We start from the raw sequence: 15047 nt of genomic DNA, 5'->3' as shown, positions 1-15047 counted from the left end.
TCCTCGATGATCAGTTGTTCAGGGTGACGAGAATTTCGTTACCGTACTCGTCGACGATCGGCGTACCGTCCTCGGTTACAAGCGTGTCGAGATAAATCCACGGCGCTAGGATCGGCAGTGTCCAGGCGGGTGCCAGCTTGCGCAGAAGGCAGAGGATCTGCTCGGCTGCGCCAAACGAGAACAATGGATCGTAGCCGCACTCACTGGCACCGGCCTCAAAGTAGGTGAGGCCGGCATCCTTAACGCGCACAATCCAGTATGTTTCCTCATAGGCAGGTCCCGGCGCGTGAAAGCCAGCGACTTCCGAAAACCCGCACTCGAAGATTGCTGGCTCTTCGATCTCGATCTCGAAGCCATGGTCGAGCGCGACGCGCACGAATTGCTCCGGATGGTTGATGGCATCGGCTTTCACTTTGCGCGCCAACTCACTAAGCCGCTGCGCCGTGCTGAGGTCGCCGACAAAGCACCCTTCGGGCAGGCCATAATCCGCTTCCCAATCGGGCAGCAGCTCGTCGACGCCTCTCACGGATGCTTCGAGAGAGAGGCGAAAGGCGCGCGCATAGAGCCAGACAAAACCGTCGAGCAGTACCCGGGAGAATTTCGCGAGGCCTGAAGACAGCGACACTGCCTGACCATTTGGCGAGCCCCATGCTGATCCCTGCGGCCAGAAAGATAAGGCCGCCGCCACCAGGTCGTCGTTCGACGGATTGGCCAGAGCATCGTAAGGAGCCGCCACCGCGATTGCATCAGCGTCGACAGCGGCAGCACGCGTTATCGTATTGAAGGCAGGGCTACGCGCCATAGGTGATTTCCCCCAGCACAGGGAACCGCCCGTTGGTGTATGTCACGTCATCCAGGGGTGATGCGAGAATGTGCCGATCTTCACCAACAACGGACGATATCGCTTCTGAGATCCATGAGCGCGACAGCGTGAACGTATCGCCGGAGATACCCGGCCGGCCACGTTCCAGAAGCATATTGGTCATCGCCAATGCAATCTGATCGCGAACTGTCTGGTTGTCATTGTCAAGACCATTGATGACGAGATCGAGGGCGATTGGCGTCGGCGCAACCGCGACACTGTCGTCTATGCGGATCAACCGCTTCGCGTCGATTGCCGCCTGCACCGTGGCGACGTCTCCGCTCGTTGGGATTAGGTTCGGCCTTCCAGAGAACAAGAAGTAGACGGCAATGAAGCCGGGAGCGAGCGGCTGACGAAATGCCCACGCCTTGACCACGCCGGGCACGTCAAGCGCGATGTTTTCGTAATCGCTCAACTTCCCCCCACCTGGCGGGTTTTGTTTTCGATGCAGGACACGAGCGCGAAAAGATTCGATGTCCTCGACATCCGCACCGCCGCCAAGCCCTGACGCGCCGACCGCCCACTCGGTGGACAGGTCAGGCCAGAGGACCGGATCTGCAAGCGCCAGAACACCATCGGCGTCACGGTTAGCCGCCGCTCCGGTAGGCTCCGAGGAAACCAGCAATGTCAGCACGCCGAGCGGGCTTGCTGAGGCGGGCGCCGTTGAAACATAAGTAACACTGCCGGAAACGAAGCGGATGCCAGCCGGATAAGTCACATTCGCTGCACCGCTGCCGATGATCGCGCCGGAGGCGATCGAGGCTGGCTTGCGATAGATGCCGATATCGGCGCCATGACGTAGCAGGAACGTGCCACTTGCGGTGGACGCAAAGAGTTGCTTGGCAAGGTATGCCATGCGCAGTTCGAACTCATGCGCCATGCCCGCAAGCACCTTCGCGGTGACTGTCACGAAATTGTTGGCGAGTGCAGAATCTGTCCCCGGCATGTACTGGCGGAATGCTCCACGTACGCGGGCGGACGCATCACTGAGCGAGCGGATTTGCCACGCCATCTATCTGTCTCCAGAGAAGTTCGAATTTCGAGCTGTAAACTTGCGCGCCGTTTCGGCCATAGAGCGATACGGCCAAGTCGAGGCGGTTGCTGCCGGCGGTCGCGCTTACATCCACTTTTGCGACCGCGCCTTGGTCAATAAGCGGCTGCAGCGCTTCGCGTGCGTAGTCCTCTGCCTTCATCTCAATACCGGGGAAAAGGGCCGATCGGCGAAGAAGCCAAAGCCGCGAGCCGATCGGCGTCTCGCCTTGCATCACGTCGAAGCTGTCTCCAATCCAGCCCCGGTTCTCGTCGCCGTCCCGAAGCTCGCTCGCCTCGACCCGACGATCCGTCATCAGGCAGATCAATACCTGTGTCGCCAGCCCCTGCTCGGCGCGAAAATCGCCGGGCGCCAGCGGATGGGTAAGCGGATTGAGGATCAGATCGCCGACAAGGCCATCCCAGCCTAGATCAGGCGCGCGGTATGGCTCCTCGACGTCGTCCGCCGGAATGACCTTGAGCATTCTATGTTGCCTTCAGTGGGTATGATGCGGCGTGTTCCCGCCATCGTCGATGATCGAGCCGGTCGCGTGGATGTTTCCCGCGACCTCAAGATTTCCGGTGATCGTCACGTTTCCGGCAATCTTCCACTCTCCGCCGGTCATAGTGATCGTTCGGTTTCCGAAATCCATGATGACTTCGTCCATCCAGAGCTTGATGACGTTGCCGTTGTGATCGTAGAGCGCCGTCGCACCCGGAGGGAGATCCCCAGGCCGATGACCCGGATGCTCACCGCCGAAGACAAAAGCCTGATCGGCGTCACCATTCGCAGCGATCAGGTAAGCCTTGGCTCCCTTGACCGGCGATGAGGCGAACCCCGCCGGTTCAATCCGGTGGATCCGCGTATAACCATCCTTCGCGAACGCGCGTCCATTGACGAACTGTTGCCCGCCCTTTTCGACATTTGCACCGTCGAGCTCTATCCGCTTGCCGATCATTCGTCCTCGTACTCCACCGTGATTGCGCCAGGCGCCGAATAGACCCCCGCCGTTCTGCCTCGCGGGTTCTCGCCGCCAAGGGCGCGCGGATCGGCGAGCGACAGGACGGCTAACGTGCCTTGGCCTTCACTATCCTGTGTCAGGCTGACGCCCTTGATCACCATCATGCCTTCAATGCCAATCCAAGGGTCCTCGACGTAGACGAGCCAGTTGCGGTTCCAGATTGCTCCACCGCCATCGCGCCAGCCGGTCGTGGTGATCGAGGCGGTCGCGGCAAATCCGGCGCCGCGCTTCACGCCCCAGTCAGCTCTTTTTTCCAAACGATCGACAGTCGTTTCGCCCTCGTGCGGGATAATCAGGGGACGGTTACGGCTCACACCTGCATCGCGCGCGGTTGCCTCGGCCCGCAACTGCTGCCTGTCCGTCCCCTCGCTCGCCTGCCCTCGCACTTTTACAGCACTGTAGCGGCCGCGCTCGGTCAGTTCCGACGATGCCTGCTCGATGTTGCGACCCCAGTAGAGACCACCCTTGTGCGTGCCTTCCGGCTTGGTTGCGAGCTTCAACTTTCCCTTGGGGGTGTCATAGATCAGAATTCCCCGACCACGAGCCCGCCGTTCGATCGTCGAAAACAATGTCTCACCTACATGCAGCTTGTGACGTGGCTCGACGGGAAGCGTCCCGTCGCTCTCGACGCCAATGCCAAGGCCGTCGAATTCCTTGGCGATTGCGGCAAGATCCTTGTCCATCGCCTCGCCGGTCGGATGCTCGACTGAGCATTCGGTCGCATCCACGGTGCGCGAGCATATCGTTACCGTCAGTGCGCGAGAGCCCGCATCATGCGACGGTCGCACGTCGCGGACATAGCCCGTCAACAACAGATCCTTGCCGGCCCTGATCACGGCGACCCGGCCGGGCACGACTGGCACACCGTCGCCTTGCGGCACAAGAGCCACCTCCGCCGTCCGCACCGCCTCCTCTGCCGACATGTTGACGGTAATGGACTTGATGGGCGGGAAGCCGTCGATCGTGATCGTTTCAAGCATCAGGAAGCCAGGGCATCGAACAGGACAGGCATGACGAGCGGTGTTGCGGAACCGGCGATATCGACAAGGCCATCAGCCCTTTTTGCATCGCCGTACAACTGATAGGCGAGAACGGTAGACGGTAGCGAGACGCCTGTCGAAACCTTGATGATAGGAGCCGCATCCGCCTCCAGATCCGAGATCACCCGAACCGCTGTCGCGGTGATGTTCGCCGACCAGGCGTAAAGCTCAGCGCCATCGCCGCCCAGCTGATCGATTGCGGCCCCGGCAGCCTCACCGGCAGACGCCACCCGAGACCGGGCACGGCGCGCCATCGGCCGCGATGGCCAATCGGGACGGCATGCCGCTACCGCTAGCCCCATGCCGAGCAAGATGGCGATCGCGTCCGCCGTCGCCCTTGTTGAAGCGATCGGCTGCGCCAACCGGTCGAAGTCGGACGGATCGTCGACGCTCTCGGCGATGACCCGCATCAGCGAAAGCGCTTCGCTCGCGAAGGCCGAAGAATCGAGACCCGGAGCTGCAGCAATCCGGATCGCCACGTCGGAAAGGTCATCGGCATCTGTCACGATGGCGGCAGAAAGGTCCGCCAGCCACGACAGGATCGTGCCTCTATCTGCCGCCATTATGAACCTCATAAATTAGAAGAAACGTGCAAGCTGTGCCGCAGCTGCCGCAAATCCGTTTGCGACTGCCGCCGTGACGTCGCCGATCGAGAGCACGACGCTACTCTCGTTCAGCGTCGGAATGAACGTCACTTCGTAGCCGACGTATCCCATCCGCCTCTGTTCGCGCGAGCGCCGGAAATCCTGCGCCGTCGCCATCATTCCACCGTCTATCGGCAGAACGAGATAACCAGGTCCGTCCGCGAGCGTCAGCGCTGCGAAAGACTTCGCTTCGATATCGGCGTCGTCGCTGACGAAATAGATCGTCAGCCCGTATGCCGCGGTAGCGAGCCCCAGCTCCTCCACCTTTGTGACTTTGCCGCCCGCATACTCATGCAGCGCCAACCGCTTGCCGGCGGACAGATCCTCGAAGTCCACCCAGAATTCAACGCCGCGAAAGCTCGCGCGGCGCAGGGTTTTCGTCCAGTCCCGCATGATCGCCTACTCCTAGTAACCGCCACCACCGCCGCCACCAGCCGGAGCGCCGGCCTGCGGCGGCATCGACCGCCCAGTGTTCGCATTGACCGAGGGCGGCCTGATGCTTGTCGCACGGTTGAAGGCGCCGGCAGCCGTAGTGAGCTTTTCAGCCGCCGACAGGATGGCAGAGCTGATGCTGTTTCCCGCCGCCTCTAGTGAAGCAGCAGACTCCTTGATCGACGCTCCGGCCTCACGGCCGCCATCCGCCACCTTCTGCGCGGCCTCGTCGCCGGACTCCTTCAGGCCCGTCGCATCGATCTTCAGCGCCTCACGGAACTCTTCCTTCGATGGTATCCGGAAGAAATCCTTCATCCACGATGTGAGCCCCGGACCAATGGGCGATGGCATGCCCGCCATCGTCACTCCTGCGTCAGCGGGCCGCCCAGGTAGCTGATGGCTCCGAGCATAATCGCCGTAGACACTCACTATCGATGGTGAGACCCCTGGACGCGATCCCGGTACCGGCCCTGTCGGCGGCAGGTTACGGGAATCAATGTTGCGATCGCCGCCCGGAAACTCCGGCATGTGAGGCCCCTGCGGCATATTAGGGCCCTGCCGCATCCGATGGATGAAGTCCGGATCTCGATAGCCGCCCGCCAAAGCTAACTTGTCAGCTTCCGAACTGTGAGAAAACGAACCGAATGGCAGGTTTCTTGCCATCCATGTTTCGGTCGCCCAATAGCCGTTTCCTTGCTGCTGCAGACCAGAACGGACGGCATCGCCGAAATCGACATCCTTGGTAACAGCATCCATGATCGGAACAGCCGGCCGGGAAACTCCTTTCCCAATGCTGTTCATGAGCTTGTCCCAGCTGCTGGACAGCTTGTCGATGCTGGATTGAGTATCGCCGGTGACACGCGCCAGATCGCGAAACACTGTTCCGTCAACCTCGGTGCTATTGACGGTCTTCAGGAACTTTTCATAGCTGTCGGCACTGGTCATCAAGGACTGCATGCCGAGGCGAAACTGCTCGTCGGTAAAGAGCAATGGCAGCTTGCTCAGATCGCCCTTGATCGCTTCTTTAGAAATACGGACGAATGCGGAGACAGTGTCCTCGCCGCTCTTCCGGGCAGCGTCAAGTTCCTTACGGAGATCGACGCCCATTTTCGAAAACTTGGTCGCAGTGTCCTGCGAATAGATCTTGCCGAAGACGTTCTGAGCATAGGTCGCCGCAGACGAGGCGGACCCGGTATCTTCGCGGATCGTCTGCAAAATCGAGACGAGCTTCTTCAGCCCGTCCTCGCCGTTGTAGCCGAGCGACGCAAATGAGTTGGCGAGATCCGGAATATAGGTCGCCATGTCCTTTAGTTCGAACTGTCCAGCCTTGCCACCAGCCACCATGATATCGAAGGCGTGCTGCATCTGGCTGGTCTCCAGCTTCAGGGCAGAGGCCGCCTTGATCGCGGTATTGGCGATATCCTCGGTCGCAGATCCGGAAGCCTGCGCGGTATTCAGCACCGACGGCAGGAAATCCATCGCTTCCTTCAGGTCGAGACCAGAAGCAACCAACGTGTCGAGGGCAGTGATTGCCTGGTCGACAGGCAACGACGTCTGCTTGGAGATGTCCTGCAGCCGAGTGAAGGCTGCGTTCGTTTCCTCGACACTGGCATTGGCGGTTATGCCAATGCGGTTCATCTGCCGTTCCACCGCGGCGAAATCGGTCAGGGCTCGCTTTGCGCCGTAGGCCAAAGCCGCAGGCGCAGCATAGCGCAGCATCGCGCCATAGGCGGCCTGCGAGCCGCGAGCAAGCATGCCTTGCTGACGGTTGAGGGCGTCAGCCCGGCGATTGATCTCGCCCATCTTGCCGGCGACGGACTTGAACACCTGCCCCGTCTTGTCGACAGCAGAGATCCGCAGCTGTGCTTCAACCGTCCGCGTCACGCCTTGTTCCTTTCAACGAACTGTTGCAAACGCCGGCCCCAGTAGATCAGCTGGCTCGGCGTCATTTCCTCCGCCAGATCGGAGGCCCACCCCATCCGGAAGACGAGGATGTCGGCGACATCGTCGAGGTCGCCTACACCGGAAAAAAATTGAGAATAGCCTCTTCCAGCGCAAGCGCATCGGCCACATCTAGATTGCCGATGTCCTCGTAGCTTGGCGAAACGACGAGGACCTGAAGATAGGAGTCTACAACACCGGGATACGAGACGATCACGGGCCCATGCGGACTCGGCTGCCACTCGCGTGGCTTGCCTCGACCCTGCATGAAGATCTCTTTGTAGCGGGGTTCGCGCAGTTCGATCTTCTCAAATTCCTTGTCGTGCACGGAATAACGTCGCGACAGCGGGACAACGACATTGGCCATCAGCCGTTATCCCTCGTGTACTTCTCGGAGTAGATCGAGAAGCTGGACACTTCGCCGTTCATCCGGTTGACCTGCGGATCACCGACGACGAACGCGTCTGTGAAATAGTGGGTAACTCCGGTGAATTGCTCAATGAAGGTCGCATTGAAGCGGTCGGCCTTCAAAAGGGCGTCATAGTCAATGCCCCGATCCGCAAAACTGATCTCGGCGCGACGGGCCTGCACTGTTGCGACGCGGTCGACCGAACCATCCTGGTTGACGACAGCCTCGTTTGATTGGCCAGCCGAGTTCATGTTGAGAGTGCCACGCAGTGATATGGCCTCGCCGGAAGATAGGCGCAGTGTCATGTGCCCGCCAAAATCCTTGGTCCCCATGGGAACGATCTCCTAGTTCGTGCTGAGAAAGAAAGCGCTGAAAGATGGAAAAGGCGTCAGAGAGACGCCGTTGCTGCGGAAGTCAGGAACTGGCTGTAGATATTGGCGAGGCCAGCGAAGATATCGAGCGCATTGACGCGATCCATCGGCAACTGCGCATTGACCCGGTTCGGATTATCCTGATCAATCGACACGACGATGTAAGGCAGCACCGATGTCGCGTTTTTGAGAACTCCCGGCATTGACTGGTAGGTGTGAAACAGCGTCGCGCGAATGTCCTTCGGCGTCGTGATGGCGTCGAGGTTAGATGGGTTGTCCTGCGCGAGCGCCTTGTTCGAATGCTCGAAAGCAAGATCGGCGCGGAACTTCTTCAGCGCGTAAGTGACCTGATAGACTGCCTGAATGTCCCGGAACGTCGTGTCCGGCGCTCCGTTGGTGGTCTGCTGGTGGGTGATGATCTTGTCGATCGTCACGTCGCCGTTGCGATTGACAGACCAGGTCGACACACCACTCTTCAGCATGGCGTCACGCGTGGCGTAGTCCATCCAGTAGGTACGGTCACGGGGAGCCAGAACATCGACCACGACAAGGCCCGTTTGGTTACGCGACACATCGCCGTTGGCACCGCCACCGAGCCATGGTGCAATGCGCGCGACGAATGCCGCAACCCATTGGTAGTCAGGCGTGCCATTTCCGCCGCCGGTCAGCTGCGGCACCATGGTCAGGTGCCAGGTGTCGCGAGCCAGGGCAAAGGTCGCCAAGTTCGACGACGTGTCCGTCTTTGGGTAGAAGGCGCCGCCGTAGAGTTGCTGCGCGTAGGACCAACGCCCCGATACCGTCCCGAGGAAGGTATCGAGCAGGCCTAGGTTCGTGGTGTCCCCGAAGGCCGAAACGATGACCTCGAAGGGATCGTCGTTCATTGCCGCCAGTACGTTCGCGAGCGACGGCGCACCGGCGCCTGGCGTCGAGGTCGCAAACGTGAACAGGCCGCTGAAGGCGTTGGCGCTGTCGAGTACTGGGACGAAGACATCCAGTCCGGTTGCGTAGGTGCCCTTGTGCCGCGCCGTCAGCGTGACGACGTTCGTGGCGACCGAAGCCGTAAACGGCAAGGAGCGACCGGTGATACGGTTATAGTAGGCGTTGATGGCGGCAGACAGCGAGGCTGCGACGGCGTTCGCGTTCGCACCGGCCGGGATCTCGATCGAGACGGATTCGCCAGCAATCTGCAATACGCCGTGGCCGCCGGTTGCAGGGACGGCACCAACCGTAATGGTGCGGATTTCCGCCGTGCCTGTGTCAGCAACGCGACCGATCCAGATTTCCTGCGCCGGCGCATTGCGGCGCGCGGCGATGAACATGGATTCAAGCATGGAGCCAGCGCCGGCAAGGCGCCGCGCATCTTCCTTGGTGTTGCAGAGCGCAATGCTATCGGCAGCAAGCGCGCCAGCGGCAAGGCCGTGCCCCAACAGGATCAGCCGGGTTTCGGCTTGGAAGTTGCCGCCGCTCTGCACATCGAACGTGAAGAGCGGCGCCGTCAGATTGGCGGGAATGTTGGATGCCATTTATTTCGAGCCTCCGGTTTCGCCGGCCGGATTCTTCGGCGCGGGTTTGGTTTTGACTTTGACGAGATCGCCATCCCTCACGAGCCGCGCTTCGTAAGGGCTGGCGAAATTCACGGGATGCCCATCGGCCGGCCAATCGCCCTGTCGACCAGGCATGGGAATGCGTAAGCCCGCGTCGCGAGGCTTGTAGAGAATGGCCATCAGACCCTCCGATGATCAGGTGAAATCGACTTGGGCGCCGGGCTGCCCCGGTCCTGCAGCAATCGTGATGCGGTCGAGAGATGGCAGCGCGTCCGGGGCGAAATGATTGGCGAGCGCCGCAAGTTTGGCCTTCGCATAGGACTGCGCCGGCAGCTGCGCATAGACGCTAGCAAGAGGTTCGGGCAAACCGGCCACCTCGAAATCATCATCGCGGATCGCGCAGTGGAAGCGCATGGTCGTGCGCTGGATGCGCACTCCGAGATCCGGCGCCGCAAATGTCTGGTATTCGATATTCACGATCCGCTGCACGAGCCGACGCCACAATCCACCGGCCTGGCTGCGCTCGAGCAGATATCGGACCTGTGAGCAGAGTGCGGCAAGTACGAGGCGCGCTTCCGGGTCTGTCGTGGCGGCAGCAAACGCAAACTCGCCCTGCGCGTCGTGCTCGATAACCGCCAGTTCGGCGACGACATCGAGCACCGCGTCCGCGTTCACGTCGCCCGCCGAAGACAGCGGCCCACGAAGAGCAACGCCTGCCTCAGTCGTGTGAAGAGCGAGGATCGGCGTGTAGGGCTTGCTGCGATCAATATCCTCGATCGCAGTCTCGCGGCTGTCGAGGACATTGAGACCCGCCAGCGTCGGGAAGCCGGCGCCGGCCTCGACTGCTGCAGTCGGCCTCAGAACCTCGATCGCGGCCAGTCTTAATGCTTCAGCTGCTAGCACGTCAGGCCTCGGGCAACGTCTGCTCGGTCGCGAGGATGGCCAAGACCGTCCCCAGCCCATCAGGGTCGAACCGAGAAATTGAGAAGATCGCTCCATCCTCCTCACGTCGGAGGAAAAAGCCGGGCTTGAGCGGCATGCCTTCAACCAGGCGAATGGATGCCTGTATCTGCAGCGTGCGGTTGGCGAGCCTGCCCATACCGGTCAACGGCTGTGCCTTGGCATCGTTCTCGATTAACGTGTTTTCGAAGAAGCAGGCGGACGAGATGTAGGATGCCTCGGAGGTCGAGAGGCGCCGGGGCGCGTTCGGATCTTTCGAGGTTAACGGGAAGATCATCACATCCTTGCCGTGAACACGTTCGACGGTGGAGCGGCTGACTTTCGCCAGCCGCTCGAAGATGTTGGACATCGGCTTAGACCGTGGTCGCGCCGAGCTTGATCTTCGCGGTCGCGGAGGGGTTTGCTGCATCCGCGACGGCGATGCCGACGAGGGTATTGCCCGCCGACGTTTTGTTGACGTTCTTGGCGGCCGCGTCCCAATACACTTTGTCGCCGACAGCGATGGCGAGGGCGGAAACCTTGGCCAGGTCGAAGACACCTTCGGTGGAGAGTGCTACCGATTCGCCTTGGGCGACCGTCGATGCAGCAACGCCGATCAACGAACCAATGACGACGATGTTGCCGGATATAACGCCACCGGCAGGCGCGGCGACGTCGATCGACTTCCCCGGTTGAACAAAGTTCTTCATGTCTGAATCCTCTTGATTTCAGGAATGCCTCGACGAGGCGATGAAGGAGAAGGTTGAGGTTGATCCGGGCTTAAGCGCCCGGATCCTTGTAGGCGCCACGGAACTCGATCGCGCCGACGCCGAAGTCGTGCTCGACAGTCATGGCCTGTCCCTGCGTACCGAACGGTTCGTCGAAGCGAATGCGCGGCGCGCTGTAGCCATCCAACAGACCCCATTGATAGACGGCGGCCTCGTCCGGGCTGGCGAACAGATACCAGGCGTTTCCGCTAAGCTCGGCAGCGACCACGGGCTCAAGCGTGCCGACATGCGGATTGACCTTGATGGCGTCATTGGCGTTGATCGGCGACAGGTACTGGAGCGCCTCAGTTTCCTTGTCCGGAGAAACCAGCAGAATGGACGGCTGGACGTTCATCGTCGCACCGTCGAGATTCTTCTGCTTGCGCATGGCGGCCTTGCCCGCGCCGATGCTGGCAACAGTAATAGCCGAGCCAGCTGCCGCCAGGTTGTTGTGGTTTGCATGGAACACGACCTGTCCGTCGGACAACTTCGTGTTGGCAGAGAGCATCATCGCATAGAACGTGATTTCCTCGAACCTCGCCACGGTCCGTCCATATCCACCGAGAACTTCGCCGATCGCGTTCAAGCGATCATTGACCATCATCTGACGGCTGACACGGATGCCTTTTGCGTATGGCAGGACGGCGATCGTTTCCTTGCCTTCGCCGAACGTGCCGAACTTGATTTCACCCGACTCTGTCAGCTTTTCGAGCATTGGGAACTCGCCGACCGAGACCGCATAATGCGGACGGAAATCGACGAAGTCGCGGCGGCGGGATATGCGACGATAAGTCGGCTGCGCCAACGCATATCGACGCTCAAGGAGCGTGTTGATAGCGCTGGAGAAGATCGCCGGGAAATCGCTGGTGGCGTGGAATGCGCGCTCCAACATTTCCTCCCGTTCGCGAACGGTGCGGAGCATTCCGCGATAGCCCATGGCAGCCGCAGCGAATTCGACGACGTCATGATTATCTATGAAGCCGCGAGCCTGAGACGCCTGGTCGCCGGTCGGCTGATCAATGCCGCCGAGGCGGAATGCCAGCGCGGTCGTCAGACCAGCCCGCCGCGTCTCGGCTTCATCCCGAACAACGTGAACGCCGCTGGTCGGTGTGCGAGCGGACTGTGCTGTCATGTGATCGAAGGCCTGCGCACGGAAGGCGTCAACCGCTGTACCATTGCGAAGGGCCGCCTGGATGACCTCATTCGTCATTCCGGCACGCGTGCCGATGTCGTAGATGTCGGCGGCACGGGCTCCATCGGAGTTAGCAGTCGGGTTAGCCGGCGGCGTGACAGTTCCGTTGGCGTTCGCCTCATCCTGCTCAGCCTTGCGGATCTCGCCCTGCAGCGCCTCGATGTCTTCGAGCAGCTTCTTGTGATCTGCCTGGATAGTACGAGCAGCGTCGGGCGCCGTATCGTCCTTCAGCTCCGCGATCTTGTCGGTCGCGCGTTTCTGGAGCTCAGCAAGATTGGCACGCATGACAATCAGCGGGATGGCAAGGTCCGGGCCATACTCGCGAACTGCATCAAGCAAGGTCGCGATATGAACTGGAGCGTGCGGCATTGCGGCAAAGGCTTCGGAGACCAGTCCGAAGCTCATTACACATGCGATAGCGAGCGTGCAGGCTACCGCCAGTACGTTTTTCATCTTCATGGATGTTTTCCTTGAAAGGGCCTTGCCCAGAGGCGTCAGATGGGCGACCGCCGAGGCGGTTTATGGCATGCGGTAGCCTGCGCTAGCCTGCCAATTCCTGTTGCCGCATCTGCATCTCCATGCGCATGCGACGAATTCTGTTGGTGGTAGAAAGGTCAGGATCGACGCGGCAGGCGAACAGAGCACCTTCATCTTTGCCGCTGCGGATCTGTGCGCCGGGGTCCGCAGGGATGGGAACAGCGGAGATTTCCCACGGCTCCCAATCGATTACACGGTGCACCGGTGTTTTCCCCTCGCGCTCCGTCTTCTCGACCGCATGGATGCGATAGCCGACTGAGATGTTGGTGACGCTTCCCTCCTTGATCTTTGCAACGCGGTCGACTGCATCAGCTGCGTTGGAAAGACGGATCTTGGCGACGCCAATGCCGCCCTCGATCCGGGCAGAGCCCTTCACGACCGAGCCGATGACGTCAGCAAGGCTCCATGTCCCGTGCGTGTCGAGGAATGGAGCACCCGCATTCAGGCGATCGAGACGGATAGCGGATGGGGAAACGACAAGCTCCTCATCAAACTCGCCGTCCATCCAACTGACCCGCCGTACGGCAGCGCCTGTCGTCCAAACGACGTCGATCGTATTGTCGGCCTCGTTGAACGAGGCGGCCCGCACTTCAGCATTGCGGCTGAGCTGCGGCAGCCGGATGATGTTAGTCATTCTGCGCTCCTTCCACTGGTGCGGCGTTGGCTCTGGCGCCGTTTGCCGGCCGCCGTGGGTCGATATCGAGAGGAACGTTGTTCGCGTCCGCGAAGCTGAAGAACGCGCTGAAGTCCTTGACAACCTTCCGCCAGTCGTAACCCCATGCCGAAATGAAGGACTGAGGCGACATGCGGCCAGCTCGAACCGCGAGGATGTCAGCCTCCAGATCCTTCTTTGGATCAATAGGCTCGACGGCCGGCATGATGTGGTCGACACGGTAGCCGTCCTTTCGAGGGCGCAGCTTGCCTGCCATAACTGCCAGTTCCTCGAACCGTCGATCAACCTTCTCGCACACCATCGGGACAAACACTTGCCACTGGACCTGCTCGACCAGACGTCGGAATTCGATCTTGCCGGCGCGCAACGACGAGTAGTTCGCTTGCGTCAGGTCGCCGGTCAACTGGTCATAAGTGATGCCGGCGCCTGCCGCCATCGCCCAAAGGCCGGCCTTGTATGCTTCGCCAAAAACGGACTGCGACGAGGGGTTAGCAAACACGATATCGGACTCGCCGATATCCTGGATCTGTCCGGGCTCGATGCGAGTAACCTTCGTCCCGTCTTCTTCCTTTTTTGTCACCAGCGGGTTCGCCGCACCAGGCGCTCTTTTGAGAAAGCCGGCGAAGCTCGCTTGCGTCCGCTGCTGGACAATGGCCGCTTCCATCAGGTCTTGGATTTCCTTCGCGTTCAGAAGGATTGGAGCAAACCAAGATATCCCGCGCAATTGGCCAAGGCGAAGCGGCCTGTATAGGTAACAGAGATCCTTCCACTCGACGAGTTTCGATCCCTCGCTTCCCAGCACTGCGAAACCATCGCCGGGATGTGTTGAATGAAGATAGAGACCTTCTCTGGTGTTCCATTCGCCAAGCTGCACGCCGAGGCGAACATTGCGATCCTTGCCAAGGAGACTATCGCGCGATGAATCGATCAGGTCACCCTCAAGCCCCTGAAGCCTGAACGGCACATTGGAGCCATCAGCTTCAAACTTCATCGGCAGCATGCGTAGAACGCTGTCACCACCCTCGACCATGGATCGGAGCATCAGCGCCTGCTGGCCGCCGTAGTTGAGCACGTTCTCGATGTCCGACCGATTCTCCCACTCCTCCCGGAGAAGGCGATAGCGGTTGTCGTCGCGATCCGAACCCGTATTCGGTACCGTCACGATGCCGGTTCCGATGACATGCGACGTCAGGACATCGAGGATGCGCTGACCTGCCCAGCCGTTGCGCACGAAGTCGCGAGCTCGATCCCGAAGCGTTGAAAGTGCACCTGCAACTTCGGTTGTTGCAGACGTCCCGCGCCCGCGCCACGCCTTGTTGCGGCGCCCGAACTGAGCCGCCGAATAGTCGCGCTGTTCCGCAGACCGCAGCAGCTGCCGAGCAGCCGCTCGACTGACACCCGAGACCGGATCAAAAAACGATATGACCTTGTCGAGGACATTCATCAGTAGCCGCCCCGGTAATCTACGAAGATCGCGCCGCCGCGATCAGTGGCGCCCTCGACCTCAGCCTTGATGAGATCGCGAGCCGTCAGCATTTCCTTCAGGGACTGGTACTCAACTTCGTGCGTCTGGAACCGAACCCGTTTTGCGCCGGTCGCGATCGCCGAATTGATTGTGTCCAGATCTGTTTGCGTCCACGCCATG

19 protein-coding genes are annotated in these 15047 nt (G+C 60.5%); all 19 read right to left on the bottom strand.

Annotation, left to right across the window (positions count from 1 at the left end):
• Nucleotides 1-10: 10 nt before the first annotated feature.
• The 19 genes from ATY80_RS23990 to ATY80_RS23900 all read right to left on the bottom strand — a co-directional run bounded on the left by ATY80_RS23990 (nucleotide 11) and on the right by ATY80_RS23900 (nucleotide 15046).
• The gene (locus ATY80_RS23990) at nucleotides 11-802 is read right to left on the bottom strand and encodes a putative phage tail protein (RefSeq protein WP_088694812.1); all 792 of its coding nucleotides are present in this window, start codon (nucleotides 800-802) and stop codon (nucleotides 11-13) included.
• Nucleotides 792-1874 carry a baseplate J/gp47 family protein gene (locus tag ATY80_RS23985; RefSeq protein WP_088694811.1) on the bottom strand — a complete coding sequence of 361 codons (1083 nt, stop codon included), beginning with the start codon at nucleotides 1872-1874 and terminating at the stop codon, nucleotides 792-794. Before ATY80_RS23985 ends, ATY80_RS23990 begins: the two co-directional genes overlap by 11 nt.
• Complete coding sequence (locus tag ATY80_RS23980) at nucleotides 1846-2376, bottom strand: phage GP46 family protein (protein ID WP_088694810.1); 531 nt, start codon at nucleotides 2374-2376, stop codon at nucleotides 1846-1848. Before ATY80_RS23980 ends, ATY80_RS23985 begins: the two co-directional genes overlap by 29 nt.
• A gap of 12 nt (nucleotides 2377-2388) precedes the next feature.
• On the bottom strand, nucleotides 2389-2850 hold the full coding sequence (locus ATY80_RS23975) for a phage baseplate assembly protein (RefSeq protein ID WP_088694809.1): 462 nt from the start codon (nucleotides 2848-2850) through the stop codon (nucleotides 2389-2391).
• Nucleotides 2847-3893 carry a hypothetical protein gene (locus tag ATY80_RS23970; RefSeq protein ID WP_088694808.1) on the bottom strand — a complete coding sequence of 349 codons (1047 nt, stop codon included), beginning with the start codon at nucleotides 3891-3893 and terminating at the stop codon, nucleotides 2847-2849. The genes ATY80_RS23975 and ATY80_RS23970 overlap by 4 nt, the downstream gene beginning before the upstream one ends.
• Entirely contained in the window at nucleotides 3893-4516 is a 624-nt protein-coding gene (locus ATY80_RS23965; protein WP_088694807.1) for a hypothetical protein, read from the bottom strand. Before ATY80_RS23965 ends, ATY80_RS23970 begins: the two co-directional genes overlap by 1 nt.
• A 15-nt stretch (nucleotides 4517-4531) precedes the next feature.
• Nucleotides 4532-4990 (bottom strand): DNA circularization N-terminal domain-containing protein, encoded by a 459-nt coding sequence (locus tag ATY80_RS23960; RefSeq protein WP_088694806.1) that lies wholly within the window; start codon nucleotides 4988-4990, stop codon nucleotides 4532-4534.
• 12 nt (nucleotides 4991-5002) lie between these two features.
• Nucleotides 5003-6913: a phage tail tape measure protein gene (locus tag ATY80_RS23955; protein WP_088694805.1), complete on the bottom strand. Its 1911-nt coding sequence runs from the start codon at nucleotides 6911-6913 to the stop codon at nucleotides 5003-5005.
• A gap of 133 nt (nucleotides 6914-7046) precedes the next feature.
• Entirely contained in the window at nucleotides 7047-7337 is a 291-nt protein-coding gene (locus ATY80_RS23950) for a phage tail assembly protein (protein WP_088694804.1), read from the bottom strand.
• On the bottom strand, nucleotides 7337-7711 hold the full coding sequence (locus ATY80_RS23945) for a phage tail tube protein (RefSeq protein ID WP_088694803.1): 375 nt from the start codon (nucleotides 7709-7711) through the stop codon (nucleotides 7337-7339). The genes ATY80_RS23950 and ATY80_RS23945 overlap by 1 nt, the downstream gene beginning before the upstream one ends.
• Before the next feature lie 56 nt (nucleotides 7712-7767).
• Entirely contained in the window at nucleotides 7768-9273 is a 1506-nt protein-coding gene (locus ATY80_RS23940) for a hypothetical protein (protein ID WP_088694802.1), read from the bottom strand.
• Nucleotides 9274-9474, bottom strand: a complete 201-nt coding sequence (locus ATY80_RS23935; protein ID WP_088694801.1) for a hypothetical protein — start codon at nucleotides 9472-9474, stop codon at nucleotides 9274-9276. It lies immediately after the preceding gene.
• 15 nt (nucleotides 9475-9489) lie between these two features.
• Nucleotides 9490-10197 carry a hypothetical protein gene (locus ATY80_RS23930; protein ID WP_088694800.1) on the bottom strand — a complete coding sequence of 236 codons (708 nt, stop codon included), beginning with the start codon at nucleotides 10195-10197 and terminating at the stop codon, nucleotides 9490-9492.
• Nucleotide 10198: 1 nt separating this feature from the next.
• On the bottom strand, nucleotides 10199-10603 hold the full coding sequence (locus ATY80_RS23925) for a hypothetical protein (RefSeq protein WP_088694799.1): 405 nt from the start codon (nucleotides 10601-10603) through the stop codon (nucleotides 10199-10201).
• Nucleotides 10604-10607: 4 nt separating this feature from the next.
• Nucleotides 10608-10943, bottom strand: coding sequence for a DUF2190 family protein (locus ATY80_RS23920; RefSeq protein WP_088694798.1), 336 nt, complete (start codon nucleotides 10941-10943; stop codon nucleotides 10608-10610).
• Nucleotides 10944-11013: 70 nt separating this feature from the next.
• Complete coding sequence (locus tag ATY80_RS23915) at nucleotides 11014-12651, bottom strand: hypothetical protein (protein ID WP_088694797.1); 1638 nt, start codon at nucleotides 12649-12651, stop codon at nucleotides 11014-11016.
• An 82-nt stretch (nucleotides 12652-12733) separates the two neighbouring features.
• Nucleotides 12734-13363 carry an HK97 family phage prohead protease gene (locus tag ATY80_RS23910; protein ID WP_088694796.1) on the bottom strand — a complete coding sequence of 210 codons (630 nt, stop codon included), beginning with the start codon at nucleotides 13361-13363 and terminating at the stop codon, nucleotides 12734-12736.
• A complete protein-coding gene (locus tag ATY80_RS23905; protein WP_088694795.1) occupies nucleotides 13356-14846 on the bottom strand; it encodes a phage portal protein in 1491 nt (496 codons plus the stop codon). The genes ATY80_RS23910 and ATY80_RS23905 overlap by 8 nt, the downstream gene beginning before the upstream one ends.
• Nucleotides 14846-15046, bottom strand: a complete 201-nt coding sequence (locus ATY80_RS23900) for a hypothetical protein (RefSeq protein ID WP_088694794.1) — start codon at nucleotides 15044-15046, stop codon at nucleotides 14846-14848. The genes ATY80_RS23905 and ATY80_RS23900 overlap by 1 nt, the downstream gene beginning before the upstream one ends.
• Nucleotide 15047: the final 1 nt, after the last annotated feature.

Source organism: Rhizobium sp. R711, from assembly GCF_002211365.1.
Taxonomy (GTDB): domain Bacteria; phylum Pseudomonadota; class Alphaproteobacteria; order Rhizobiales; family Rhizobiaceae; genus Rhizobium.
The sequence above is the reverse complement of the archived record's forward strand: the minus strand, read 5'-3'. Positions and strand labels throughout refer to the sequence as shown.

Coding starts and splice junctions, on each gene's coding strand:
- ATY80_RS23900 (WP_088694794.1), bottom strand. CDS start 15,046: ATGGCGTGGACGCAAACAGATCTGGACACAATCAATTCGGCGATCGCG.
- ATY80_RS23915 (WP_088694797.1), bottom strand. CDS start 12,651: ATGAAGATGAAAAACGTACTGGCGGTAGCCTGCACGCTCGCTATCGCA.
- ATY80_RS23975 (WP_088694809.1), bottom strand. CDS start 2,850: ATGATCGGCAAGCGGATAGAGCTCGACGGTGCAAATGTCGAAAAGGGC.
- ATY80_RS23985 (WP_088694811.1), bottom strand. CDS start 1,874: ATGGCGTGGCAAATCCGCTCGCTCAGTGATGCGTCCGCCCGCGTACGT.
- ATY80_RS23920 (WP_088694798.1), bottom strand. CDS start 10,943: ATGAAGAACTTTGTTCAACCGGGGAAGTCGATCGACGTCGCCGCGCCT.
- ATY80_RS23950 (WP_088694804.1), bottom strand. CDS start 7,337: ATGGCCAATGTCGTTGTCCCGCTGTCGCGACGTTATTCCGTGCACGAC.
- ATY80_RS23980 (WP_088694810.1), bottom strand. CDS start 2,376: ATGCTCAAGGTCATTCCGGCGGACGACGTCGAGGAGCCATACCGCGCG.
- ATY80_RS23990 (WP_088694812.1), bottom strand. CDS start 802: ATGGCGCGTAGCCCTGCCTTCAATACGATAACGCGTGCTGCCGCTGTC.
- ATY80_RS23965 (WP_088694807.1), bottom strand. CDS start 4,516: ATGGCGGCAGATAGAGGCACGATCCTGTCGTGGCTGGCGGACCTTTCT.
- ATY80_RS23970 (WP_088694808.1), bottom strand. CDS start 3,893: ATGCTTGAAACGATCACGATCGACGGCTTCCCGCCCATCAAGTCCATT.
- ATY80_RS23905 (WP_088694795.1), bottom strand. CDS start 14,846: ATGAATGTCCTCGACAAGGTCATATCGTTTTTTGATCCGGTCTCGGGT.
- ATY80_RS23940 (WP_088694802.1), bottom strand. CDS start 9,273: ATGGCATCCAACATTCCCGCCAATCTGACGGCGCCGCTCTTCACGTTC.
- ATY80_RS23960 (WP_088694806.1), bottom strand. CDS start 4,990: ATGCGGGACTGGACGAAAACCCTGCGCCGCGCGAGCTTTCGCGGCGTT.
- ATY80_RS23925 (WP_088694799.1), bottom strand. CDS start 10,603: ATGTCCAACATCTTCGAGCGGCTGGCGAAAGTCAGCCGCTCCACCGTC.
- ATY80_RS23935 (WP_088694801.1), bottom strand. CDS start 9,474: ATGGCCATTCTCTACAAGCCTCGCGACGCGGGCTTACGCATTCCCATG.
- ATY80_RS23945 (WP_088694803.1), bottom strand. CDS start 7,711: ATGGGGACCAAGGATTTTGGCGGGCACATGACACTGCGCCTATCTTCC.
- ATY80_RS23910 (WP_088694796.1), bottom strand. CDS start 13,363: ATGACTAACATCATCCGGCTGCCGCAGCTCAGCCGCAATGCTGAAGTG.